The following is a 23,765-nucleotide window of genomic DNA, read 5'->3' as shown; positions in this document are numbered from 1 at the left end:
GCCCCTTATAAGAAGGAGCTTTACTGCCTGTTTTGAAGAAGGTTAAAACTTGTTGTGCACTCTTATTATATCTCATACTACGCAACTTAATAGTTAAAAAAAATGGAAATCTACCCTATACCCTCCATCTTACATTTTGTATAATAAAAGGGAATTAATTAACAAGGAGGAAAATAATGACACAAAATATTGCGCAAGGCGAGAGGATACACTCCATCGATATTATTAGAGGAATAGCTGTACTAGGTATTTTTCTTGTTAACTGGCCTGTTATCGCTGGGATTGACTCACGTGATCTTTCAGGAATTTATGAGGGGCTAGATAGCTATATCCGTCTGTTTTACGATATGTTTATTCAAACAAAGTTTTATACTATTTTTTCATTTTTATTTGGCCTAGGCTTTTACATTTTTATGACTCGTGCTGAAGCGAAAACAGATCGTCCAAAAACTTTATTTGTTCGTCGCTTACTTATTTTATTATTATTTGGTTTCTTACATTACGTTCTTTTATGGGACGGAGACATTTTACATACGTATGCAATCGCTGGATTTTTCTTATTTTTATTTTATAAGAGAGAACCTCGTACCATTTTAATATGGGCAATCGTTTTATTAAGTATTTTTCAGTTTCTTATGCTAATTGCTAGTATTGGTATTGCCTTCATGCCAAAGGAGGAACTTGGGTTATCCTTACCAATCATGCCACTTGAAGACTGGGTGTCACAAATACAAAATCGTTTCCATGCATTTTATGCTGATGGAATTGGACTAAACGTATTCATGCTCCCAGAAACAGTTGGGCTATTTTTACTTGGTTTATATGCCGGTAAAAAGGATATTTTCCGCCGTACGAAAGAGTTAGATCCAAAGCTTAAAAAATGGCAAATTATTATGTTCATTTTAACATTGCCAATGTGGTTCTTCATGGTCCGTTATTTCTTATCAAAACCATCTTATGAACCAATTTATATGCAGGCCTTTACAATGTTTAGCGGAAAGACATTATTCATCTTCTACATTTTCACGCTCATGCGTTTATTACAAAAAGAAAAATGGCAAACATTATTACGTCCATTCCAATACGTTGGTCGAATGGCGTTAACAAATTACATCTCACATACAATTGTTACGTTACTTGTATTCGGACTATTGTTCAAAAATGATTATCTTGCTCCATTATGGGTAGGACCGCTATTCTGCGTCGGTTTCTACACGTTACAAATCTTTATTAGCCGCTGGTGGCTGTCACGTTATCAATACGGTCCACTTGAGTACATTTGGCGTCTTGGTACGTACGGGAAAATGATGCCACTTAAAAAGAAAAGCAAGGTCTCATAACGAGACCTTGCTTTTTTTACGCTTCTCTTACTGCACTTTGTATAGAAACTGGCTCTTCTTTTACTTTCGCTTTACGCTGCGGCACCATATTAAATACGATATTTAAAAGTACTGCTGACGCACTTCCAAGTACAATTCCGTTATCTGTTAAAATACGAATATTTTCAGGAAGTTGTGAGAATAATGTTGGAACAACTGTAACTCCAAGTCCAATTCCGACAGAGCATGCAACGATTAATAAATTTTCTTGTCTTCCAAAATCAACACTACTTAACATTTTAATACCATATGCCATTACCATACCGAACATTGCTAACATTGCACCGCCAAGTACTGATTTCGGAATGATTGTTGTAATAGCTGCGATTTTTGGAATGAACCCAAGAACGATTAACATACCACCACAAGTATAAATAATAACGCGATTTCTTACTCCAGTTAATTGAACAAGTCCTACGTTTTGAGAATATGTTGTATATGGAAACGCGTTAAAAATACCACCTAACACCATCGCTAATCCTTCTGCGCGATAGCCTTTTGTTAATTCTTTTTCACCGATCTTTTTATTGCAAATATCAGATAATGCAAAGTAAACACCTGTTGCTTCTACAATCCCTACGCAAGCGACTAAAATCATCGTAATAATTGGCGTCAATTCAAATGTTGGTGTACCGAAGTAAAATGGCTGAATACCATGGAACCAATCAGCCTCTCCAACTGCTTGCAAGCTTACTTTCCCCATAAATGCTGCAACGATTGTACCAAATAAAAGACCTAGTAAAATAGAGATCGAACGGATAAACCCGTCAAAGAAACGATACATAATGATAATAAATAGTAACACACCAAATGCTAATGCTAAATTTTCAAGACTACCGAAATCCTTGCTTCCTACTCCTCCAGCCATATCATTAATTGCTGCTGGAACAAGTGTAACTCCAATTACGGTAACGACAGATCCTGTTACAACTGGTGGAAACAGTTTTACAAGCTTTCCAAATAATTTCGCAAAAATAACAACGAATAACCCGGCAGCAATAATTGCCCCATAAATAGAAGACACGCCGTATTGTTTTCCGATTGCAATCATCGGCCCAACCGCTGTAAATGTACAACCAAGTACAACTGGGAGTCCAATACCGAAAAAGCGATTTGATAATGCTTGTAAAATTGTCGCAACGCCGCACATTAATAAATCAATTGAGACTAAATATGTTAACTCTTTTTGATTTAAACCAAGTCCACCGCCCACAATAAGCGGAACGATAATTGCGCCAGCATACATAGCAAGCATATGCTGCATACCAAGCGATGCGATTTTAAATGGATGTTGCTTCATCGCTTATTTCACCTCCGCAGTTTCATGCTGTACAAATGTAACTGTGCCGTTATCAAGTGATGCAATTTCTGCTAGTGACTCAACACGAACTCCTTGTTCACGCAGCTTCTTTCCTCCATCTTGAAATGCTTTTTCAATAACAATACCAATACCTGCAATACTTGCTCCTGCTTGCTCTACTAAACTCATTAAACCTAAAGCAGCCTGACCATTTGCTAAAAAGTCATCGATAATTAAAACGCGATCAGTTTCATCGATATGATTTCGAGATAATGAAATTTCATTCGTTTCTTGTTTCGTAAATGAGTATACGTTTGCAACGTACATATTATCTTGTAACGTTAACGATTTACGTTTTCTTGCAAAGATTACTTTTACACCAAGCTCTAATGCAGCCATAACTGCTGGTGCAATGCCTGAAGATTCAATCGTCACGATTTTTGTAATGTTCTCTTCTTTAAAACGTTTAGCAAATTCTTTTCCGATCTCTTGCATAAGTACTGGGTCAATTTGATGATTTAAAAATGCATCTACCTTTAATACGTCACCAGATAATACCTTTCCTTCGTTCAAAATCTTTTCTTGTAATACTTTCATGTTTGTTCCCCCTCTTATGCAATAAAAAACTCCAAAAGCCGCCACCACTCGTTACAAGTGAGAGACGCGCTTTTGGAGTTTCGCAAAAAAGAATGCTAAACAAGCAAATATATTCGTCCTCACTCATAGTCAAAGTATTTACGGTACTTCGGTAGAAACTTGCAGGCCATATCCCCGCGATTATATGAGTGTAGCTAACTATTTATTTTATAGAAGGATTATAACGCACTTTTTACATTTTGGAAAGCGTTTATTAAAAAAACACGTACAAATTTTATAAAAACACTATTTTCGTTCGAGTTTTGCAAACTCTTACATTTCTTATTAAAGCGTCGTTAAAATGATTGGACCATCTTTTGTAATCGCAATTGTATGCTCATATTGAGCTGATAATTTACCGTCCATCGTTCTTGCAGTCCATCCATTTAAATCTACTTTAGAGTAGCGCATGCCTACATTTACAATGGGCTCAATTGTAATTACCATTCCCTCTTGTAGCTCAGGCCCTTGTCCCTGTTTACCAAAATGAAAAATCGCTGGTTCTTCATGAATCTCTTTACCGATCCCGTGCCCTGTAAAGTCTCTTGCAACAGAAAAACCTTCATTTGCTACATAACTTTCAATTGCATAGCCAATGTCCCCTACATGATTACCGATTACTGCCTGTTCAATCCCTTTATACAAAGCATTCTCAGCTACTACTAATAACCTTTCTGCTTTATCAGAAATTTTTCCAACTCTATACGTCCAAGCAGAATCTGAAAGACCACCATTTAAGTTTACTACCATGTCAATTGTTACAATATCGCCCTCAGTTAAAGGAATATCGGCCGGAAACCCATGACACATTTCATCGTTTATAGATGCACATATCGTATATGGATACCCGTTGTAACCTTTCTGCTGAGATGTTGCACCATGCTTTTCTAAATACGCTTCAACAAACGTATCAATTTCTTTTGTCGTAATACCTGGTTTCATTATTTTCGCAATTTCCCTATGACATGAAGCAAGTAATTTCCCAGATTCGTGCATCAAATCTATTTCATTTTTCGTTTTAATTGTAACCACGCTACCTCTCCTTGCTAAAATACTATTTGCTACTAACACAAACATTTCCCAAAAACTTCCCAATTATAAAACCAAACATCATTTTCCCTATTTTCTGAATGTAAATTTTTATTTCATTCGTTTTTTAGGTATTACATCTAGTATTTTTTATTGATGTTTATTTATAAACAAAGTATATTGTTACTATACTATTAAAAGGAGGATTGTTAAAGATGATGCACGCAGGAAGACTACGTCAGCAAACTTTGAACAATAAGTAACTTAATATGTTCAAAGGCTCTGTTTTCATAAAGCAGAGTAAACGGGATTAGTCTGCACATTTTTAATAATCTTCAACGGAAGAGTACACTTTCCACATGAAGAAAGGCAGATATATGTCTGTCTTTTTTTCGTATATTTCTTCATACAAAGAGAGGCGTTTATTCATTATATCCTCGTTTACTCTTAACCACAGACAGAAGCCCGTCTGTGGTTTTTTTATGATTACATTTTCTCATATCTCGCTACTTTAATCATATTGATGTAGTTAGAAACAATTAGTAACAGAAAACATGAAAATTAGAATAAACATTTGGAGGAAATATAAATGAATACACTTAAAGTTAAACAATTAGCAAATATGGAAGGCCTAAATATATTAGAAGATTCAATAGTAATTAATGAATCTGGCGTTGACTTTCAAGTAGCACACGTTAAAGAACAAAACGGGGATAAATGGATACTAAGAATTCCTCGTAGACCAGAATCTATGAGACATTCCCACCGAGAAAAAAAAGCATTAGAACTCATGAAAAAACATGCAGAATTCCAAGTTCCTGATTGGTCTATATTCTCTGAGGAACTAATCGCTTATAAACAACTAAGTGGCGTTCCTGCCGCTACTATCGATATAGAACGACAAGAATATGTATGGAACTTTAATGAAAAGAATGTACCGACTGAATACAATATTTCATTAGGAAAAGTTCTAGCGAATTTACACTCATTACCTCAACAAAAATTTAACAATATAGGTGTTGAAATGCTTACTGCTAATGAATTAAGAACTTCTATGAAACAAAGGATGAATCGAGTGAAGGAACAATACGATATCAATCAAAACTTATGGGATCGTTGGCAAGCATGGCTAGCTGAAGACTCTTTTTGGCCATCTCATGTAGGAGTAAAGCATGGGGATATACATCCAGGTCATATCCTGATTGATAATAAAAATAATGTAACAGGCTTAATCGATTGGACAGAAGTAGGGGTTGCTGATGTTTCAATCGATTTCACATCTCATTATCTGCTCTTTGGGAAAGATGGACTAACAAATTTAATTCACTCTTATGACAACGCTGGCGGTAAAACTTGGTCAAGAATGGATGAACATATTATCGAACTTCTAGCAACGAGTGGTATCACTGTTGCTGAATACGCTCAAGTGTCAGGTTTGAAAGACATGCATGAAATAGCTGTACACATGCTAGCAACTGAAAGTTAATGAAGTTACAAAAAAACAGAAGAAGATTCTTCTGTTTTTTTATTTTTTACATATATAACTCATTCTCAAAAACTCAAAACAACTACCATTCGTCTTCTGAACAAACGTTCCAACTGCTTCAAACCCTGCTCTTTTATACACTTTGATTGCTCTCTCATTAAATGTCGCTACTGATAATGTTATATAATTGCAACCATATTGTTCTTTACTAAAAGCTAGTCCAGCGTTTATGAACTGTAATCCAAATCCATTTCCAGTTATATCAGGTTTCATTCCAAGACCTATATCAACCGCTCCATCATTTATTTTACAAACAGTTAAAAAACCAATTAGAGCGCCATTTTCCTTCACAGAAAATGTATGATCTCCTCTACTGTCTCCCGCTAAAAACTCAGCTAAATCTTCTTCATCTGCCTCTATATCGTAAAAGGAATATTCCCCTTCATAATGCCAGTTATATGCAATTTTTTCTGCTTCTTCTTGCGTCATTACTGTATATGTATAAGTCATTCTTCTATCCCCTTTAAAAAAAGAACTGCAATTAAGCAGCTCTTTTTTATAACTCATAAATTTCTTTATACTTCGCTTCTAAATAATCCGCTAAGTAGTTTGCATTTAACCCTTCACCTGTCACATCTTTTAAAATTTCAAGTGGCTTTTTCGTTTTACCGTATTGGTGAATATTTTCTGTTAACCATTCACGAATTGGCGTTACGTTTCCTTCTTCTAATAATGCATCAAAGTTCGGAATGTCTTTTAACATTCTTTGCTTAAATTGCGCTGCATACATATAACCAAGCGCATAAGATGGGAAGTACCCAAATGAACCACCAGCCCAGTGAACATCTTGCAATACACCTTGTGCATTGTTTTCCGGACGAATTCCTAAATATGCTTCCATCTTATCATTCCAAGCCGCTGGTAAATCCTTCACTTGTAATGTACCATCAAATAATTCTTTCTCAAGTTCATAACGAACCATAACGTGAAGCGGATACGTAAGCTCATCTGCTTCTATACGAATGAATGATGGCTTCGATTCGTTAATCGCATCATAAAACTCGTCTACTGATATATCATTGAATTGGCCATCGCTATACTCTTTTAATAAATCATAATTTTTCTTCCAGAATGATTTATTACGACCGATAAAGTTCTCAAAGAATAATGATTGTGACTCATGAATCCCCATAGATGTTCCACTACATAGCGGTGTACCTTCAAATTTCTCAGCAATATTTTGCTCATATACAGCATGACCACATTCATGAATTGTTCCAAACACAGCCATACGGAAATCTTTTTCGTCATAGCGTGTCGTAATACGAACATCCCCTCTATTTAATGTAATCTCAAATGGATGTACCGTTTCATCAAGACGACCTGCTTCAAAGTCATAATTTAATTGCTTTAATAGCTCTAATGTAAAGTTTTTTTGTTTTTCTTTTGAAAAATGTTCTGATAAAGCACTTGTCTTTAATCTTTTTTGTGACTCCGATATTTCTTTTACGAGCGGAACGATACGCTCACGAAGCTGACCAAATACGTGATCTAACACTTCTACTGTAATACCCGGCTCATACATATCTAATAATGTATTATATTTATATGTTTCGTAACCCCAATATGTAATGAATTTCTTTTTAAATTCAACTATTTGTTCTAAATACGGACGGAACATTTCGAAATCAGATTTTTCGCGAGCTTCTTCCCACACACTTTCCGCTTTCGCTTCTAATTTCACATACGCTTCATATTCCGCTTGTGGAATTTTTTTATTTCTATCATATTCTTTACGACATTCTTCAACCATTTTCTTCGTCGTTTCAGAAATTTTATCTTCACGTATTAAAGCTTCAAGTTCTGTTAAATAATTCCCCATCTCATCTGAAGTCGACATTACAAATACTTCTGATGAAAGCATACCAATTACTTCTGAACGCTGATCTACACCTTTTTTAGGCGCACCTGTTCTTAAGTCCCAAAACATTAAGCTTAATGCTTCTCCGTAATTTTGTATCTTCTTCACATATGTTAAAAATTGTTTTTCTACTTCATATGTAGCTACTGTCATCGTATAAAACCTCCCTTTTCTACCTCAAACTTAATTCGACATGGAAATCTAAATTCCTTTTATAATAGAAAAAAAGCTTGGCAAGCGCCAAGCTTTCTCCTTATAATTCTTTACCTTCTACTGGTAGTACGTTTTTCACCGCTTCTATCACTTTCTCATCTTCTGTATCAGATAAGAAGATTGATATAGCACCTTTATCGTCGCTCGTACGAATTAAACGTCCAATCCCTTGACGAAGACGTAAAATCATATATGGTACATCTACATCCCAGAACGGATCATTTACATGTTTACGCTTCGCTTCAAATACAGGATCGTTTGGAGGGAATGGTAATGACCAAATGATAACATGTGATAATGATGAACCAGGAATATCTAAACCTTCCCATAAATGAACGGCACAAAGTACAGTCTCTTCTTCATTTTGGAAACGAGAAACGAGCTGACTAATTTCTTGATCCCCTTCATATAGGAACGGAACGGACATTTGTTCTTTGCTTACATATTCTTTAAACGCTGCAAGTTCTTGTGTTGTACGGAATAATACAAGTGTACGTCCATTTGTTTTCTGTATATTTTCAAGTGTATATTGACACTTTCTTTCCCATTCATTTTCTTTCGTATGCGATAGTAAGTTTACTGCCATTTGCTCCTCATAATCAAACGGTGAGGCAACTGAGAATGATAAGTAATCTTTTACCCCTAGGCTATTTGCTGTAAATGCGAATGAATCGTTATTAGATAATGTAGCAGACGAGAAAATATACGGGATTTTCTTCGAGAATACTTTCTCTTGTAATACTTCTTCTACTGCACGTGGCATAATCACTAACGTGAAGGCTCCATCACCTTCTTCACCCCATGTAATTACATTTTTCTCGTGCATGAACAGACGAAGTGAATGTTCTAATACATCTAGATGTTCATCAACGATATTTAAGTCATACGTGTTTACTGTATGCATTTCACTTTCAAATACTAATGCATCGCCGACTTCACCAATTTTCGCATAAAGTCGCTTCGCTTCAGCAGTTACTTTTTCTGTCACAGTAATTCCTAAACGATCAGAACCGGCAATTTCCTTTTTATTTTCTTGTAACACATCAAAGAATCGCTCTGTTTGCCAAATTGTTTCTTCTACTAAATGTGCAAACTCTTCACGAATATCGTTTTGCAACAATCTCGTTAAAAGTTGCTCCATCATCGTCTGCTTTAAACGATACGTTAAAGCTTTTTGAGCTGCATATTCTACAAGATGTCCTTCATCGAATACAACGCAGCTACTTTCTGGTAATAACGGAATTTGCCCTTCACGTTTACGAGCATCGTACGTCCAAATATGATCCATATAGAAATCTTGAGAACAAATAATTAAATCTGCCGCTTTACGATAATGTTCACGAGAAAGAGTTTGACCACAGCGATGACGAGAATCACAAGTGAAGCAATCTTGGAAGTAATCCCAATTTACTTTTGACCATTCCTCATCATTTAAAAGAGGAAATTCTTTTCTGTCACCGTAGTGAGTAAAGTTTTGCATCGTACCATGATCGAATACAAACTGCGGTAATTCGTAATATACATCTTCAATTACTTCTGGAGCTCGTCCACTCATAACATCTTCAAGTTTACGTAAACATAAATAATTATCCATTGATTTCGCAAGTCTTACATCAACAGATAGTCCTAATGCTTCAGATAACTTAGCAATGTCCCCTTCTTCTTTCACAAGCTGCTCAATTAACGTTTCATCAGCACAAGCGATAATAGCTGGTTTTCCAGTATAACGCGCATAGCAAATTGCATATAGAAGATATACAATTGTTTTCCCTGTTCCTACACCCGCTTCTGCGAACATTACTTTCTTTTCTTGGAAAGCACGCTCTAATTGAAACGCCATAAAAATTTGTTCATCACGCTCTTCAAAGCCTTTTTCCGGAAGGATATCGTAAAACACATCTCCAATCCATTCATTCAACTTATCATAAAAATTATCTTGTTTTCCTACTTCAAATGGTAATCTCTTCTCAGTAAACATCCTTAGCCTCCAACCAAAAAGTTTTTCTATAAAAAGATATAACAACTGCTACTCATATGTGTGCAGCCACTTTCCCCTGTTGCCATACATAGAAATACACGAAAAAAAATTTTCCTTTCGAAAAAGGAAAATTTTTTTCTATATTAATGACTTTAAATACCGTTTATCAATCGCTGTTTCGTGTGAAAGAGCTGACAAATATTCTTCTTGTGCTTTTTGTATTTCATCTACAATCGTACCTTGGCTATCCACTTCTTTCCCGATCTCATCATACGTACGATGAATAGCTTTTTGAATCATCGATAATTGGAAACTATCCATATCACGCCCTCCTTTACGCATTACATAATAGCCAGTATATGCGCGCTGGAGGAGTTTTATACTATGAGTTACGCGGTGGACGTTTTCCGAAGTATTGGTAGTAATCTGTACGGATAAATCCATTAAACAGTTTACGTTTCTTCGATGCATCTTTTCCGTAACACTTCTCAAATGCTTCGTAGCTTGTTAATACATACGCTGACCATGTGTCTAATGGGCGGAATACTTGTCCCATTTCTTTGTACAATTGTTCAACGAGTGCTTTTTCACTTAAACGTTCTCCGTATGGAGGATTCGTTACAACATAGCCATAATCCTCTTTTGTCGTGAAATCTTTTACTTGCATTTGTTTAAATGTGATTAAATCACCTAAACCTACTTCTTCAGCGTTATCTTGAGCAACTCGGATCATACGATGATCGATATCTGATCCAATGATTTGTAGTGGTTGATTGTAATTCGCTAAATCTTCCGCTTCTTGACGAGCTTCACGCCAGTTTTGTTTACCAATCCAGCCCCACTCATCTGATGCGAAGCCACGGTTAAATCCTGGTGCAATATTTTGGCCAATTAATGCTGCTTCAATCGGAATTGTACCTGATCCACAGAAAGGATCCACGAAAGGACGATCTGGCTTCCAGTTTGTTAACTTAATTAAAGACGCAGCCAATGTTTCTTTTAATGGAGCTTCCCCTTGATCCATACGGTATCCACGTTTATGAAGTCCAACACCACTTGCATCAATTGTTAACGTTGCAATATCCTTTAGCATTGCGATCTCAATACGGAATAACGGACCATCTTCTTCAAACCAAGTTGTACGTTTATATGTTGTTTTTAATTTTTCAACGACAGCCTTTTTAACGATACGTTGGCAATCCGAAACACTGAATAACTCAGATTTTAATGATTTACCGATTACTGGGAACTCTCCATTCTCTGGAATATAATCTCCCCAGTTTAATGCTTTCGTTTTTTCAAACAGCTCATCAAATGTTGTCGCTTTGAATTCGCCAACTTTAATTTTCACACGGTCCGCAGTACGTAACCATAAGTTCGTGCGACAAATCGCCTTTTCATCTGCTTCAAATGTTACTTTGCTGTTTTCCACTTGGCATTCATAACCAAGATCACGAACTTCTCGGGCAACTAGTGCTTCAATACCCATTGCCGCTGTTGCAATTAAAGTAACTTTTCCCATTTGCATTCACCTCTTATGTATAGTCAAACAATAATTAATAGCAATTTGTCCTATTAATCATTACATTTTACGAAGAAATTTCTCATTAACCATTTTAACTCATAATTTATAACTTCATACAAATAAAAAGCCCTCCTCTAACAAAGGAGAGCTGAGTTATTTCATAGTTGGTTCATAACGTTCTGTAAGCCATGTTCTGTTCCTTTGTACTGCAAACGGCCCACGCCTCGTACTCCGGTGGCAATCATCTATCTACAGGTTATACAACCTGTCCTTTCCCATCGTTCATTTCCTTGGAAAAGATTCCCCTACCATTATTTGGGTTTCTCGCTCGTGGGGTTTACCTCGTTCCACTCCTATCATTTCTTCAAGGACTTCGTCACTGTGGCACTTTAAAGGTAGTCAAACCATATCCGAAAGGACTTAGGTTTTTTCCCTGCCGTTAAACCAGCCTTACAGCCAGAATACCCTAGCTTATGAATTGGCTAGGCACGAACACTACAGCCATCTCAGGCCGTGCGAGCATGGACTTTCCTCTACAACGTTGGCGTTGCAGCGATTACCCAAACGTTATGACATCCATTAGTATAGTGGAAACAAAAAGATTTTGCAATGTTTTTTTCTATGTAAAATGCTTTAACCTTTTTACCACTAGAAATTATTCGTATAACTTACTTCCAAATACAGCTTTTTCTAAATTAGATAGACGTTTTAAAATGTCCGTATTCGTGTTGTTATATACAGGTTGTGCAACTGGTGTTTGTACAACTGGTTGTTGTGGCACTTGCGTTGCTACTAATTTTTGTTCCTCTAATTCACGCTTTAAACGAGCATTTTGTTGCTTTAATTGATCAAACTCTTTGTGGAAAGCTTCATAGTCTTTAATGATCATATCAAGAAACTTGTCTACTTCTTCTTGTTGATAGCCTCTCATGCCTGTTTTAAATTCTTTTTCTAAAATATCTTTCGCCGTTAATTTAATTTTATCCGAAATCATTTTCTTCACCTCAAATTTTTGCCAAAACTTTCATTACCTAAATTTTTTCAGAAACAATGCCTTTTGTCAATCATATATACGAGTACTATATTACATATTACTCAGCATTATTCCACTGTTCCTCTTCTATTATATCTTGTAAATCAGAAAAAAGAATAAAATAACTGTGATAATTTTCTATTTCTCCTTTTTTCTTTGCTGCTTCTACAATATATTTAGGACTCCCTGGTTTTTCTTCATCATATACAGCTAAAAGTGCATCACTTTTTTCAATAAAAAATTGATTTTTTAATTTAAATTGCTCTGGGCTTTCGTACTTCCGTTTCGTAATACTATCAATATGATCTGCTTGAGAGAGAATATATTCGTAATATTCACGGTTATCTTCCTTCCAACTTTCTTCCTGTTCTAAAAACGGAGTAAATACCGCTAATTTTAAATCTGGATATTCTACTTGAATGTCAAAAACAACTTCAGCAGCCCATAATTCGACCCCTAGCTGTCCACTTATTATCACCCATTCCAAACCTTCTTCTACAAAAGTAGTTAATTTTCGGTGCAATGCTTTTTTTATACAGTCCACCCCTGGATGATCATTTTTAAATATACCAAGTTCAAACGGCTTATATCCCGTTATAGCAATAACTTTCATATCAACACTCCAATTACAAAAAAAGAACTAGCATTTCGCTAGTTCTAACATATCATTTACTTTTTAAACATTCCACCAACGTTTGGTCCAATATTCGGACCTACTGGTGATACATTGTTTGGTAAAAATGGTGATACATTTGGCCCGAATGGAGATACGTTTGGTCCAAATGGAGATACATTTGGTCCTGGACCAAATGGAGATACTTGATGTCCATGATGACCATGATGACCATGACCACATGGTCCACATCCGCCGCCGAATCCTGGATCAACCGGGTCTACAACATTTACATTCGAGTTTGTTTGCGGGAAAAAGTTTTGGTTTTTAATTTGTTGATGGTGTACATGTGTTGTATGCGTCGGGAAAATGTGTGGCACCACCGTTGTCGAAAAAGAATGTGTTACGCATTGTTTCGTCGGATGAATGACAGGAGCAGTTGTACAAATAGGTCCTGTAGGCTTATGCCCTCCAAAGCAAGGATGACAATGATGCATAGTTTTTTCTCTCCTCTCTCATAAAAAAAATCTGATTACACTTTACAATATGAGAAAGGAGGTTAAGCCGCTTGTTATATATACCCATTTATTACAAGGAAATTTGTCTAGTCCCCACTTCCTATACAATGTTTTTTATAGACAATCCTTCAAAATTACTTACCAAAAAAACCTCCAACTTGTTTTACAATACCTGTCACTTGATTCATCGCATTCATCATTTGTCCAGCTGTATTCATCATTTTATTTACATCATAGTTACCATCTGAGTTTTTAAATTGGGAAACAAAACTAGAAAATTGACTCGGTTGCTGTTGTTGTTTTTGTTTATTCTGCGTCGGATACGGTTGTTTTGGTGGATAAAACATCGCTTGTTGATTTCCATAGGGAGATGGTGGTGGCATATAGTATTGTGAATTCATATAAGTTTGTTGTTGTTGATCCATATAGGGCTGCTGCTGTTGCTGTTGATTCATATAAGGTTGCTGTTGCTGTTGCTGTTGATTCATAAACGACACTTCAAATGGCTGGTAATAATTTTGATTTCCATAATGAGGCTCGAAAGGATACATATTATACCGTAAATATGTATCCGTATTATATTGGTACATATTTTGCTGTGCATATGGATTAGATTGCTGATATACGTTTGGTTGTTGAAACATGCATTCTCTCCTCCTTCACATAAGTTTCTACATATATAATATGTACCAGTAAAATAATATGTGTGACGGAGTATCTGTCTATTTTTGTCGGAAGTTTAAATTTTTAAAAAATTAAAAAAGAAAACCCTTCCATGCTATGATAATGAAGAAGAAGATTCTCATGGGGGAGGAATCAACATGGTATTAGGGGATTTAAAACAAGCGTTTTCTCAAAAAAAGGGGTATTACACAGAGAATGTAAATGAATTGTTAGACTTTGCGAGACATTGGTATCTCGAAGGAAAAATATGCATTTCAGATTACCGAACATTAATAAAAGAATTAGAAATAAACGGTGCAACAAAACCTACAACATTGACAGAAGCATAAAAAAAACAAGAGGGTTTCCCCTCTTGTTACTTACATTGCTCAATTATATTTTGCAAAGTATACGAAATGGCTTGATGTGTTTCAAAGAATCGCTTACCTTTACCTTTATTTACAAAACATTGCAATACATTTGTCTGTAAATTATCGTACACTTGATCAATTTGCTGTACATGTATATACTTCGGTTTTTCTTCCTTAATCCATTTATAAGCTAATTCTTTCCACACTTTTAACTCCCCATCTACCATATCCACAAATGGTTTCATATCCTTATAAAAATCGTACTCAATCATTTCTCTTTTTTTCACATTCGCTTCATTATTATACTGCATGAGTTTTTCTGAAGATTGTATTAATGCTTCATACTTCATTTTATTCCCACCTTATTATGCACTCACTACGACGTTTTGAAATGCCTTCACCCAATTCCCTTTTTCTTCGTGATGCACTAATTTATTTTCCATATGTTCAATATGCATTTCTGTTATTTCTATCTTATTGCATATTTTTTCACTCTTATCCTTCAATGCATGATTCGTTCTAATCCCTATATTCATTTCCAGCAAATCGAGAGAACTTAACATTTGATCCATTGTTTTCATTACATCTTCCTTCTGAACCATCGCCATATACAAAACGCCCCCTTCTTTGCTTTTCCTTTGTCATGTAATTTCGCCGAATGATTCCTCACTCCTGCCCACATGACAAAACTAGTTGTTATTCGTCAAAGAAATCATTTTGTATGTCATTGATAGAAATGGTAACAATACAAAAAGGAGGTGTATGAAAATGACAAAGAACAAAAACGAAAAAAAGAAAAAACAAAACAAACAAAATAAACCCGAGACTGGCAATCCAAAGTTAGATGGTCCAAACTTCCCTGCTACATAAAGTGAAACTTTAGCACTTTTACAAAAAGCTAATTTCTGGAGCATCCTTAATCTCTTATGTTCATTACGTTTTGAGATTAAATTTTTCGCACACATGGCAGGATTACTTCTCATTAAGAAGTCCCGTCTTCATAAATGAAGACGGGACTTCTTTGTTATTATATCACGAACTCATCCATCCTTTTAACAAAACGATTTACAATAGAAGCAACATAGATTTGCTCCCTCTTTCTTTTATACCATTCTGTTATATCAACTTCCCCCTTATACTCTTCCAGTAAAAACAACTCATGTATTTCCGTATCTCTACAAAACCAATCTCTCATACTTATTTCCTTATGTGCAACGACAGGATAAACCTCTCTAAGGGCTGGCGTACAAGATTTTCTAACTTCTCTTACATAACATTCAAAGTCTGCTCTTGATCCTGTGTGTATAGTTTGCAATGCAAACCTATGGAATAAACTTTTATAATTCGGATGAAACAGTAAATCCGCTAATTTCTTCCCTAGTTCTATACGCTTTTGTAACGTTTCAAATTGATATACTGAAAACCCATACATCCCCCCTTCAACGGTTGGAAAAATAACAGCACTTATATGAAGCATTTCTTGCAATTTAAAAAGTGCAGTATGAAATACATGTTTTTTAAAATATGTATTCTCAATAACTGGTTTTTGAATTTTATTTTGCTCATTTATAATAAGCGCTGTCATGAGCCTATTTCTATCTTTTTTCTCCCAAAAATATATCCATTCTTTTTCCATAAAAATTGATACGTTGAAATATTGTAACAAATGGAATAGCGGTACTTGCCTCCTCTTACTTTCTTCGTATAACAATAGCTGAGGAAATGCATCTAAAAAAATAACCCAATTCGCTTCTTCATAAGTCAGAAATAAATGTTTTTTTACTGTTTGAGGTAAAACAGTAGCATAAAATCGCCCTTTTAAATCAGTCATATTCCATCCCGCATTTCTTGAGACCATACTTGCTAAAAAAGCCCACCTAATTTCACTATTTCTTACATAATATTCTTGATAGGACTGTGTTCGAGAAATGTTGTCCATATTAGCTAGTTCTATTTCCCTCTTAATGTTGTAAACGATTGTTTTTTCTTCTTCTGTGCAGACCATATCTTTACGATATTGTTTAATTTTCTCATAATCTTTCCAAGTAATCATAAATAAGTCATCATACCTTTCTTCAAAAAGGTCACATCTTTTTTCATTTTTTGTTATAATCACCTTTGTAAGTAATTCTTAGCAAGTTGGGAGTGGACACACTATGACCATTCGTTACCCAAATGGAAAACGGTACAATCAAGCTTCACAACCTCATAAAACACCAATTAAAAAACATACTTATAGTAATAGAGGTATGTCCCTTGAAGAGGAATTGAATGAAACAAATGAATATTACTTAACCCATAATATTGCATGCGTACATAAAAAACCTACACCTCTTCAAATTGTAAAAGTAGATTACCCCGCTCGAAGTGCTGCAGTGGTAAAAGAAGCGTATTTTAAACAACCTTCTACAACAGATTACAACGGTGTATATAAAGGGAAGTACATCGATTTTGAAGCGAAAGAAACAAAAAATAAAACCAGCTTTCCACTTCAAAACTTCCACCTTCATCAAATTGAACATATGAAGCAAGTAATCGCTCATAATGGAATTGCATTTGTTATTATTAAATTTACACTTTTTGATGAACTTTATTTATTAGATGCAAAACATATTATTGCATTTTGGAATCGTCAAAATACTGGTGGAAGAAAATCGATTACGAAAGAAGAAATAGAAGAGCATGGATCTTTATTATCGTGCGGTTATCACCCTCGGATTGATTATATCCGTGTACTAGACACGGTTTATTTTTCGTGATAGAGTCATCACTAAGGCTCTTTTTTCGACTTTTGGGGAGAGAATGAAAGGTAGGAGAAAGTATAATGTCAGATAATTATCGTTCTCGTACAGAACGAAATCATGTAAAAAATCAAAAGCAAGAAACAAATACAGAGAAAAAACCAAAGAAAAAAGGCTCCTTTTTTAAAAAATTCCTTATAGGTTGTCTACTTCTTGGTATCGTTGGTCTTGTAGCTGGCGTTTCCGCTTTCTTTGTTATGGTAAAGGATGCTCCAAAATTAGACAAATCAAAACTTGTCAATCCTTTATCAACAAAGTTTCTTGACAAGGACGGGAACTTTTTCTATGAATACGGTGCTGAAAAACGAACCCATGTTACGTATGATCAAATTCCAAAAGTAGTTGAAAATGCATTCCTTGCAACTGAGGATTCACGTTTCTATGATCATAATGGAATTGATTTTAAACGAACTACAAAAGCAGTTATGGAAAATGTCACTGGAGGATTCGGATCTCAAGGTGGTAGTACGATTACACAACAAGTAGTCAAAAACTATTTTCTAACGATGGACAAAACTGCAAAGAGAAAAGTGCAAGAATGGTACCTATCTTACAAATTAGAGCAACAATATTCTAAACATGAGATTTTAGAAATGTACTTAAATAAGATTAATTTAGGTAACCGTTCATATGGTATTGCGACAGCAGCACAAAAATATTATGGTAAAGATTTAAAAGACTTACAGTTACATGAAGCTGCAATGCTTGCAGGTTTACCCCAAGGTCCTAATATTTATGATCCAACAAAACCAGATAACGTTGAACGAGCTACACAACGTCGTAACGTCGTATTATCATTAATGAATCGACATGGTTATATAACAAAAGAAGAAATGAATAACGCAGTTAAAATCACAGTAACAGAGGGTCTTCAACCATCTTCAGAAATAACGGAGATGAAGTATCAAGCATTTTTAGATGCGGTTGTAAAAGAAGTTGAAAAAGAATATCCTGATGTAAATATCGGCTCGGATGGTTTAACAATTCATACAACACTTGATCAAGATGCTCAAGATTATGCTGAAAAAATTATGGATGGCAATCTTATTAAGTATCCGAACGATCAATTCCAAGGATCATTCGTATTTATGGATACACAATCTGGAGAAGTTCGAGCAATTGGAGCTGGGCGTAAAGAAAGCAAGTCTACTTTCAAAGGTCATAATATGGCCACTGATTTAAAACGCCAAGTTGGTTCAACAATGAAACCAATTTTCGACTACGGACCAGCAATTGAGAATTTACAATGGTCTACATACCATCAATTAAATGACTCAGAGTATACGTATTCCACTGGTAAAAAAATACGAAATGCAACAAATAGTTACAAAGGTGACGTTTCACTACGTGAAGCTTTGAAAAAGTCATTAAACATTCCAGCTTTAAAAACAGCCCAAGCGGTTGGTCTTCCTAAGTCACAAGCGTTTGCTGAAGGTTTAGGTATGACATTTAAAGACGGCAAAACATATGAATCAACAGCAATTGGTAGTAACGATAGTTCTCCATTACAATTAGCCGGGGCATATGCAGCCTTTGGTAACGGTGGGAACTACAATAAACCACACTTTGTAAAAGAAGTTATCTTCCCAGATGGGAAAAAGAAAAGTTTTAAACCGAAAGAACAACGTGCGATGCAAGACTACACAGCTTACATGGTGACTGACGTTCTTCGTGACGTAGTAAAACCTGGTTCTGGCGGTACTGGTCCAACAGCATACGTTTCAGGTGTTGATGTTGCCGGTAAAACAGGAACACAAAACTTTGATGAAGATGTTATTAAAAAATATGGTATTCCAGCTGATGCAAACAGAGATAGTTGGTTCGCTGGATATTCGCCGCAATATACAATGGCTGTTTGGACAGGTTACGAAAAAAACGGCCCAGAAAACTACATTAGTGATCGTTATACTAGAATTGCGCAACAAATGTTCCAAGTAATGATGAGCAAATTCGCTACAGATAACTCACGTTTCGAACGCCCTTCTTCTGTACAAGAATTAAACGGTGAATTGTACGTAAAAGGTGCTAAGAAAGATGCAGTGAAACAAATTAAAGTAGATGCACCTAGTGGTCTTAATGTTACTTTCGATGGGGCTAGCACCGTTACACTAAACTGGTCTGGACCAGCAGAAGTTGATGCGTATGCAGCAAGCTATAAAGCGACTGACGGTTCAAGTGGTAGCCTATCAATAAGTGGTACGACAGCTACTCTTGGTGGTATTAAACCAGGCGTTACTTACAGCTTCTCTGTAGTAGCGAAAAAAGGCACTGGAACAAGCCCAGCAGTTGGAGCATCCTTCACTGCGCCTGGCGGAACTCCAGATGCGAAGAAAACTGATGAGGAAGCTGCCAAAAAGAAAGCCGAAGAAGAAGCTAAGAAAAAGGCTGATGAGGAAGCTCAGAAAAAGGCTAATGAAGATAAATTAAAACAAGAAGAAGCCAAGAAAAAAGCTGAAGAAGAAGCTAAGAAACAACAAGAGCAGCAACAACAAAATACAGGTGGAGATACACCTCACGCAGACGGAAATGTTGTTACAACAGAGTCTTAATACAAAAAAAGAAGTCCTTTCTCTTAACGAGAAAAAGACTTCTTTTTTGTTATCATTTTCTTTACATATAGCTTTTCTATTTCAATATACAACTGCACTAACTGAATGTAGGAATGATAATTATTCGGTTTCTTTATAATAAACGAATATCGCTCCATAAAATTAACTGGTTGTACTTCTAAATTACTCGTATAAGCTTCCAGTTCATTCAAACTATGAACAGGTTGCTCATTTAGCCAATATACAATCGATAACAAATGTGCCGCAAAAAGAATCATTGGACCTTCAGCTTCTTGCTTATTTCTGTTTCGAAATAGTGTAGCGATGTTTTCATGCTTACTTTTCCATACGTTCAACAGTATAGGAATACTATTTTCAATTTCATTCCACGGCTCATCTTGTCTTTCCATATCATATATAAAGTAAGTATTTTGTATGATTTCTTCAAAAGATTGTTCTGTATGATACGTAATCGAATCCATACTTTCTTTAAAAAATGGTAAGCATCGAAATTCTTTCGGTATTTCTATCACTCGCTCCATCCTTTATTTCACCTTCATTCGTTTCTTTCCTTCACGACATACTTCTAGTAAAGGGCACTCTTCACATTGTGGTCGCTGTGCTTTACAGTGATAACGCCCAAAGAAAATCATACGGTGATGTGTAACGCTCCATTCATCCATCGGAATTTTCTTCATTAATGTCTTTTCTACTTCTAACACCGAATCTTTCCATCTACAAATCGCTAACCGTTTACTCACTCTCTCTACATGCGTATCAACAGCAATTGCCGGAATGCCATATGCTACCGAAACAACTACATTTGCTGTTTTTCTCCCTACCCCTGGTAACTTCGTCAGCTCGTCACGGTCTTCTGGAACTTTTCCATCATAATCATCCAGCAACATTCGGCACAATTTTTGAATGTTTTTTGCTTTATTTCTATACAACCCAATAGAACGTATATCTTGTTGTAACTCTTCTAGGGAAACACTTAAATAATCTTCTGGTGTTTTATATTTTTGAAATAAATTTTTCGTCACTTTATTTACAAGTGCATCTGTACATTGTGCAGATAATGCCACCGCAATTACTAATTCAAACGGATTATCATGAATTAATTCACAATGTGCTTCTGGATACATATCCGCCATTGTGTCTAAACAATAGCGAATTTGCGTTTTATTTAACATATACTTCCTCCTACATTACTGCTCCAACCAATTATAAAAAGGCACTTTCCCAGTAAATTTCGTCTCTTGTTTTGTCGTTTGCTGCGTTCGTTGTTGATTTTCTCTAAATTTTCGTCCTTGGTTTTGGGCTTGATCTACTGTTTTAATACCATTCTTTTTCCACTCAAATAAAATACGATCAATATATCGGAAATTAAGCTTACCACTCATTACAGATTCCCTGAGGGCCGCTTGAATTAAATTCGGATGATGTTGATCTTGATCTTCCCACATACCCAACGTTTCACATTCAAACGGCGAAAGTGGTCTTCCAAATTCTTTTTCAAATACTGTATATAAATTTACTTGCAGTTGTTTTATTTCTTTTTGTTCTTCCTCTACTGATTCATTCATTAAGAAATGCAATATTTTTTCCCACAGCGGTTGTAAAGAATAACTTTCACACATCATTGCTTCTGATTTTTGTCCACCTTCTAGTGATAAAAAACCTTTTTGAATCAATGCCTGAATGACTTCCATACATTTCATTTCAGTAATCGTCATTCGTTCTGAAATCTCTGACGGAGTCGGAAACGAATTGCCCGATTCTAAAAATGTGTGTACATGAAGTACAACCATAAATTCCATTTCATTTAACCCTAATTTTTTATAATGCATCATAAGTAATTTTGGAATTGCAATGCTTCCCTGCTCAAACCACTGTAACATCATTTTCTTTTTCATCACCAAACACCTCGTTCTCTAGTATAACACACCTTTCACTATTTCTTTTTGCCACAATTCGTCAAAAAAACCTCCCTATTATGTAGGAAGGTTTTTTGTATTGCGTTAATAAAATATACAATTAAGCTTGCACTTTACTTTTCATAAACGTATGAATGCGTTCTAATGCTTTCTCTACTTGTTCAAGAGAAGTCGCATATGATAAACGAACGTTATTCGGAGCACCAAATCCTGTACCTGGTACAAGAGCCACTTTTTCCTCTTCTAATAGAGCTTTTGCCCAATCATCAACATTTTCGTATCCTGATAAAGCTACAGCTTCTTTTACATTAGGGAATAAGTAAAATGCACCTTGTGGTTTAATGCAAGTAAAGCCAGGGATTTGAATTAATTTATCATAAATAATGTTTAATCTCTCTTCAAATGCTTGACGCATTGTTTCTACAGGTTCTTGTGAGCCTGCATATGCCGCGATTGCGCCGTATTGAGCGATTGAAGTAGGGTTTGACGTACTATGACTCGCTAAGTTCGTCATCGCTTTAATAAGCTGCTTATTTCCTGCTGCATATCCAATACGCCATCCTGTCATAGAATGAGATTTAGATACACCATTAATAATAAGTGTTTGTTCTTTTAATGCATTAGAAAGCTGGGCAACCGAAGTATATTCTGCTCCACCATAAATTAATTTTTCATAAATTTCATCTGAAACGATTAAAATATCATGTTCTAAACATACTTCTCCAAGCTGTTGTAATTCTTCTTTGCTGTAAATCATTCCTGTTGGATTGCTCGGTGAATTAATAATAACTGCTTTCGTTTTCTCTGTAATTGCCTCACGCAGCTGCTTCGCTGTAATTTTATATTCATTGTCTTCTAGACCTTCTACATAAACCGGCTTACCACCAGCAAGCTTTACTTGCTCAGGATAACTTACCCAATAAGGAGTTGGGATGATAACTTCATCTCCTTCATCAAGTAATACTTGGAATAATGTATATAATGCATGCTTCGCGCCGTTACATACAATAATTTCAGATGGATCATACGCAATTCCTTGATCGCGAGTAAACTTCTTCACGATTTCTTGTTTTAACGCTTGTAATCCACCTGTTGGCGTATACTTCGTATGTCCTTCTAACATCGCTTTATGTGCAGCATCCATAATATGTTCTGGCGTATTAAAGTCAGGTTCTCCTGCCCCTAATCCAATTACATCATGACCTTCTGCTTTTAACGCTTGTGCCTTTGCTGTAATTTCTAGAGTTGCAGATGGTGTTAAAGCAGCTACTCGCTTTGCTAATTTCATTTGTGGTTCCCCCTACATCTATTTTTCAATGCTGTATCGTCGTAAAAACTGACCATCTTTAAATGCAAGATAGTAATAACTATAACGATTTTCATCATCAATATATGTAACTTCCCATAATGGTATATTGTTTTCAAAGCCTAATTTTACTTTTAAAATTTCTTTAGGCTTACTTTTGGGCTCTTTACTGTCATCTCCGACTTGTTCAATCGTTCTTTGTAAAGCCTCTTTTTCAGAAATACCTTCACTCTTTTTCCTTACTATAGTTTCCCCTTTTTTCTCAGGCACCCAAACAATAAGTTGTTCTCCTTTTTCATCTGTACCTTGTACGACTGTATATGAAGATTCTCCGTTATAATAATCAACAGATTTTACTTTTGTAAGCTTTGCCTTTTCTTTCGCAATTTCTACAGATTTTGCCTCTTTAGGGATTTTCTTTTCCATTGCTTTATTATAAACATACGCCCCATATATTCCGCTAGCAACGATTACGATAACGATTGCAAAGATCCACTTTTTCATTGT

26 protein-coding genes, 1 other RNA gene and 1 riboswitch are annotated in these 23,765 nt (G+C 35.6%); of the genes, 6 read left to right on the top strand and 21 right to left on the bottom strand.

Annotated elements, in window-relative coordinates:
• The first annotated feature begins 176 nt into the window (after nt 1-176).
• Entirely contained in the window at nt 177-1,340 is a 1,164-nt protein-coding gene (locus ACXVYO_RS24205; protein ID WP_458468692.1) for a DUF418 domain-containing protein, read from the top strand.
• Between the two features lie 16 nt (nt 1,341-1,356).
• Here ACXVYO_RS24205 and pbuX read toward each other — a convergent pair whose 3' ends face one another.
• The 3 genes from pbuX to ACXVYO_RS24190 all read right to left on the bottom strand — a co-directional run bounded on the left by pbuX (nt 1,357) and on the right by ACXVYO_RS24190 (nt 4,347).
• A complete protein-coding gene (gene pbuX, locus ACXVYO_RS24200) occupies nt 1,357-2,679 on the bottom strand; it encodes a xanthine permease PbuX (RefSeq protein ID WP_016088588.1) in 1,323 nt (440 codons plus the stop codon).
• 3 nt (nt 2,680-2,682) lie between these two features.
• A complete protein-coding gene (locus ACXVYO_RS24195) occupies nt 2,683-3,276 on the bottom strand; it encodes a xanthine phosphoribosyltransferase (protein WP_000866491.1) in 594 nt (197 codons plus the stop codon).
• 106 nt (nt 3,277-3,382) lie between these two features.
• Nucleotides 3,383-3,484, bottom strand: a riboswitch (purine riboswitch).
• Between the two features lie 116 nt (nt 3,485-3,600).
• Nucleotides 3,601-4,347: a type I methionyl aminopeptidase gene (locus ACXVYO_RS24190; RefSeq protein WP_458468691.1), complete on the bottom strand. Its 747-nt coding sequence runs from the start codon at nt 4,345-4,347 to the stop codon at nt 3,601-3,603.
• 586 nt (nt 4,348-4,933) lie between these two features.
• Here ACXVYO_RS24190 and mphL point away from each other — a divergent pair.
• On the top strand, nt 4,934-5,830 hold the full coding sequence (gene mphL, locus ACXVYO_RS24185; protein WP_458468690.1) for a macrolide 2'-phosphotransferase MphL: 897 nt from the start codon (nt 4,934-4,936) through the stop codon (nt 5,828-5,830).
• A gap of 39 nt (nt 5,831-5,869) precedes the next feature.
• Here the strand turns inward: mphL and ACXVYO_RS24180 are convergent, their stop codons facing one another.
• The 10 genes from ACXVYO_RS24180 to ACXVYO_RS24135 all read right to left on the bottom strand — a co-directional run bounded on the left by ACXVYO_RS24180 (nt 5,870) and on the right by ACXVYO_RS24135 (nt 14,275).
• Nucleotides 5,870-6,340 (bottom strand): GNAT family N-acetyltransferase, encoded by a 471-nt coding sequence (locus ACXVYO_RS24180; protein ID WP_458468689.1) that lies wholly within the window; start codon nt 6,338-6,340, stop codon nt 5,870-5,872.
• Between the two features lie 46 nt (nt 6,341-6,386).
• On the bottom strand, nt 6,387-7,904 hold the full coding sequence (ypwA, locus tag ACXVYO_RS24175) for a carboxypeptidase (RefSeq protein WP_073517799.1): 1,518 nt from the start codon (nt 7,902-7,904) through the stop codon (nt 6,387-6,389).
• Nucleotides 7,905-8,004: 100 nt separating this feature from the next.
• Nucleotides 8,005-9,942, bottom strand: a complete 1,938-nt coding sequence (locus ACXVYO_RS24170) for an ATP-dependent DNA helicase (protein WP_088095810.1) — start codon at nt 9,940-9,942, stop codon at nt 8,005-8,007.
• Nucleotides 9,943-10,080: 138 nt separating this feature from the next.
• The gene (locus ACXVYO_RS24165) at nt 10,081-10,263 is read right to left on the bottom strand and encodes a DUF3921 family protein (RefSeq protein WP_098130878.1); all 183 of its coding nucleotides are present in this window, start codon (nt 10,261-10,263) and stop codon (nt 10,081-10,083) included.
• Between the two features lie 61 nt (nt 10,264-10,324).
• Nucleotides 10,325-11,464, bottom strand: a complete 1,140-nt coding sequence (locus tag ACXVYO_RS24160) for a THUMP domain-containing class I SAM-dependent RNA methyltransferase (RefSeq protein ID WP_000521222.1) — start codon at nt 11,462-11,464, stop codon at nt 10,325-10,327.
• Nucleotides 11,465-11,644: 180 nt separating this feature from the next.
• An RNA gene (gene rnpB, locus ACXVYO_RS24155) (RNase P RNA component class B) lies at nt 11,645-12,035 on the bottom strand.
• Nucleotides 12,036-12,122: 87 nt separating this feature from the next.
• On the bottom strand, nt 12,123-12,461 hold the full coding sequence (gene gpsB, locus ACXVYO_RS24150) for a cell division regulator GpsB (RefSeq protein WP_000622425.1): 339 nt from the start codon (nt 12,459-12,461) through the stop codon (nt 12,123-12,125).
• Between the two features lie 97 nt (nt 12,462-12,558).
• Nucleotides 12,559-13,113 (bottom strand): DUF1273 domain-containing protein, encoded by a 555-nt coding sequence (locus tag ACXVYO_RS24145; protein ID WP_061679501.1) that lies wholly within the window; start codon nt 13,111-13,113, stop codon nt 12,559-12,561.
• A 56-nt stretch (nt 13,114-13,169) separates the two neighbouring features.
• A complete protein-coding gene (locus tag ACXVYO_RS24140; RefSeq protein WP_458468688.1) occupies nt 13,170-13,610 on the bottom strand; it encodes a CotD family spore coat protein in 441 nt (146 codons plus the stop codon).
• A gap of 155 nt (nt 13,611-13,765) precedes the next feature.
• Complete coding sequence (locus ACXVYO_RS24135) at nt 13,766-14,275, bottom strand: YppG family protein (protein ID WP_458468687.1); 510 nt, start codon at nt 14,273-14,275, stop codon at nt 13,766-13,768.
• A gap of 177 nt (nt 14,276-14,452) precedes the next feature.
• On the opposite strand from ACXVYO_RS24135, the gene ACXVYO_RS24130 reads away from it, so the two are divergent.
• On the top strand, nt 14,453-14,644 hold the full coding sequence (locus tag ACXVYO_RS24130; RefSeq protein WP_073517796.1) for a YppF family protein: 192 nt from the start codon (nt 14,453-14,455) through the stop codon (nt 14,642-14,644).
• A 26-nt stretch (nt 14,645-14,670) separates the two neighbouring features.
• Here ACXVYO_RS24130 and ACXVYO_RS24125 read toward each other — a convergent pair whose 3' ends face one another.
• Together ACXVYO_RS24125 and ACXVYO_RS24120 are read right to left on the bottom strand one after the other, a co-directional pair.
• A complete protein-coding gene (locus ACXVYO_RS24125) occupies nt 14,671-15,015 on the bottom strand; it encodes a YppE family protein (RefSeq protein ID WP_073517795.1) in 345 nt (114 codons plus the stop codon).
• Nucleotides 15,016-15,030: 15 nt separating this feature from the next.
• Entirely contained in the window at nt 15,031-15,273 is a 243-nt protein-coding gene (locus ACXVYO_RS24120) for a hypothetical protein (protein WP_001252043.1), read from the bottom strand.
• An 85-nt stretch (nt 15,274-15,358) separates the two neighbouring features.
• Between ACXVYO_RS24120 and ACXVYO_RS24115 the strand changes: the two genes are divergently transcribed.
• Nucleotides 15,359-15,535: a phage portal protein gene (locus ACXVYO_RS24115; RefSeq protein WP_458468686.1), complete on the top strand. Its 177-nt coding sequence runs from the start codon at nt 15,359-15,361 to the stop codon at nt 15,533-15,535.
• Between the two features lie 157 nt (nt 15,536-15,692).
• Here ACXVYO_RS24115 and ACXVYO_RS24110 read toward each other — a convergent pair whose 3' ends face one another.
• On the bottom strand, nt 15,693-16,718 hold the full coding sequence (locus ACXVYO_RS24110) for a DUF2515 domain-containing protein (RefSeq protein WP_458468685.1): 1,026 nt from the start codon (nt 16,716-16,718) through the stop codon (nt 15,693-15,695).
• Nucleotides 16,719-16,821: 103 nt separating this feature from the next.
• Here ACXVYO_RS24110 and recU point away from each other — a divergent pair, with 103 nt between their 5' ends.
• Nucleotides 16,822-17,424: a Holliday junction resolvase RecU gene (gene recU / locus ACXVYO_RS24105; protein WP_000155592.1), complete on the top strand. Its 603-nt coding sequence runs from the start codon at nt 16,822-16,824 to the stop codon at nt 17,422-17,424.
• A gap of 65 nt (nt 17,425-17,489) precedes the next feature.
• A complete protein-coding gene (locus ACXVYO_RS24100) occupies nt 17,490-20,015 on the top strand; it encodes a PBP1A family penicillin-binding protein (protein WP_458468684.1) in 2,526 nt (841 codons plus the stop codon).
• A gap of 23 nt (nt 20,016-20,038) precedes the next feature.
• On the opposite strand, the gene ACXVYO_RS24095 is transcribed toward ACXVYO_RS24100, so the two are convergent.
• From ACXVYO_RS24095 to ACXVYO_RS24075, 5 genes are all read right to left on the bottom strand, one after another.
• The gene (locus tag ACXVYO_RS24095) at nt 20,039-20,557 is read right to left on the bottom strand and encodes a YpoC family protein (protein WP_458468683.1); all 519 of its coding nucleotides are present in this window, start codon (nt 20,555-20,557) and stop codon (nt 20,039-20,041) included.
• A gap of 3 nt (nt 20,558-20,560) precedes the next feature.
• Nucleotides 20,561-21,208 (bottom strand): endonuclease III, encoded by a 648-nt coding sequence (gene nth / locus ACXVYO_RS24090; RefSeq protein WP_458468682.1) that lies wholly within the window; start codon nt 21,206-21,208, stop codon nt 20,561-20,563.
• Between the two features lie 15 nt (nt 21,209-21,223).
• The gene (dnaD, locus tag ACXVYO_RS24085) at nt 21,224-21,931 is read right to left on the bottom strand and encodes a DNA replication protein DnaD (RefSeq protein WP_098092972.1); all 708 of its coding nucleotides are present in this window, start codon (nt 21,929-21,931) and stop codon (nt 21,224-21,226) included.
• Nucleotides 21,932-22,052: 121 nt separating this feature from the next.
• Nucleotides 22,053-23,240 (bottom strand): aspartate transaminase AspB, encoded by a 1,188-nt coding sequence (aspB, locus tag ACXVYO_RS24080; protein WP_097817822.1) that lies wholly within the window; start codon nt 23,238-23,240, stop codon nt 22,053-22,055.
• Nucleotides 23,241-23,258: 18 nt separating this feature from the next.
• Nucleotides 23,259-23,762 (bottom strand): cell wall elongation regulator TseB-like domain-containing protein, encoded by a 504-nt coding sequence (locus ACXVYO_RS24075; RefSeq protein ID WP_088292808.1) that lies wholly within the window; start codon nt 23,760-23,762, stop codon nt 23,259-23,261.
• Nucleotides 23,763-23,765: the final 3 nt, after the last annotated feature.

The organism is Bacillus sp. BC08 (assembly GCF_054326875.1).
This window is presented reverse-complemented; position numbering and strand designations above follow the sequence as displayed.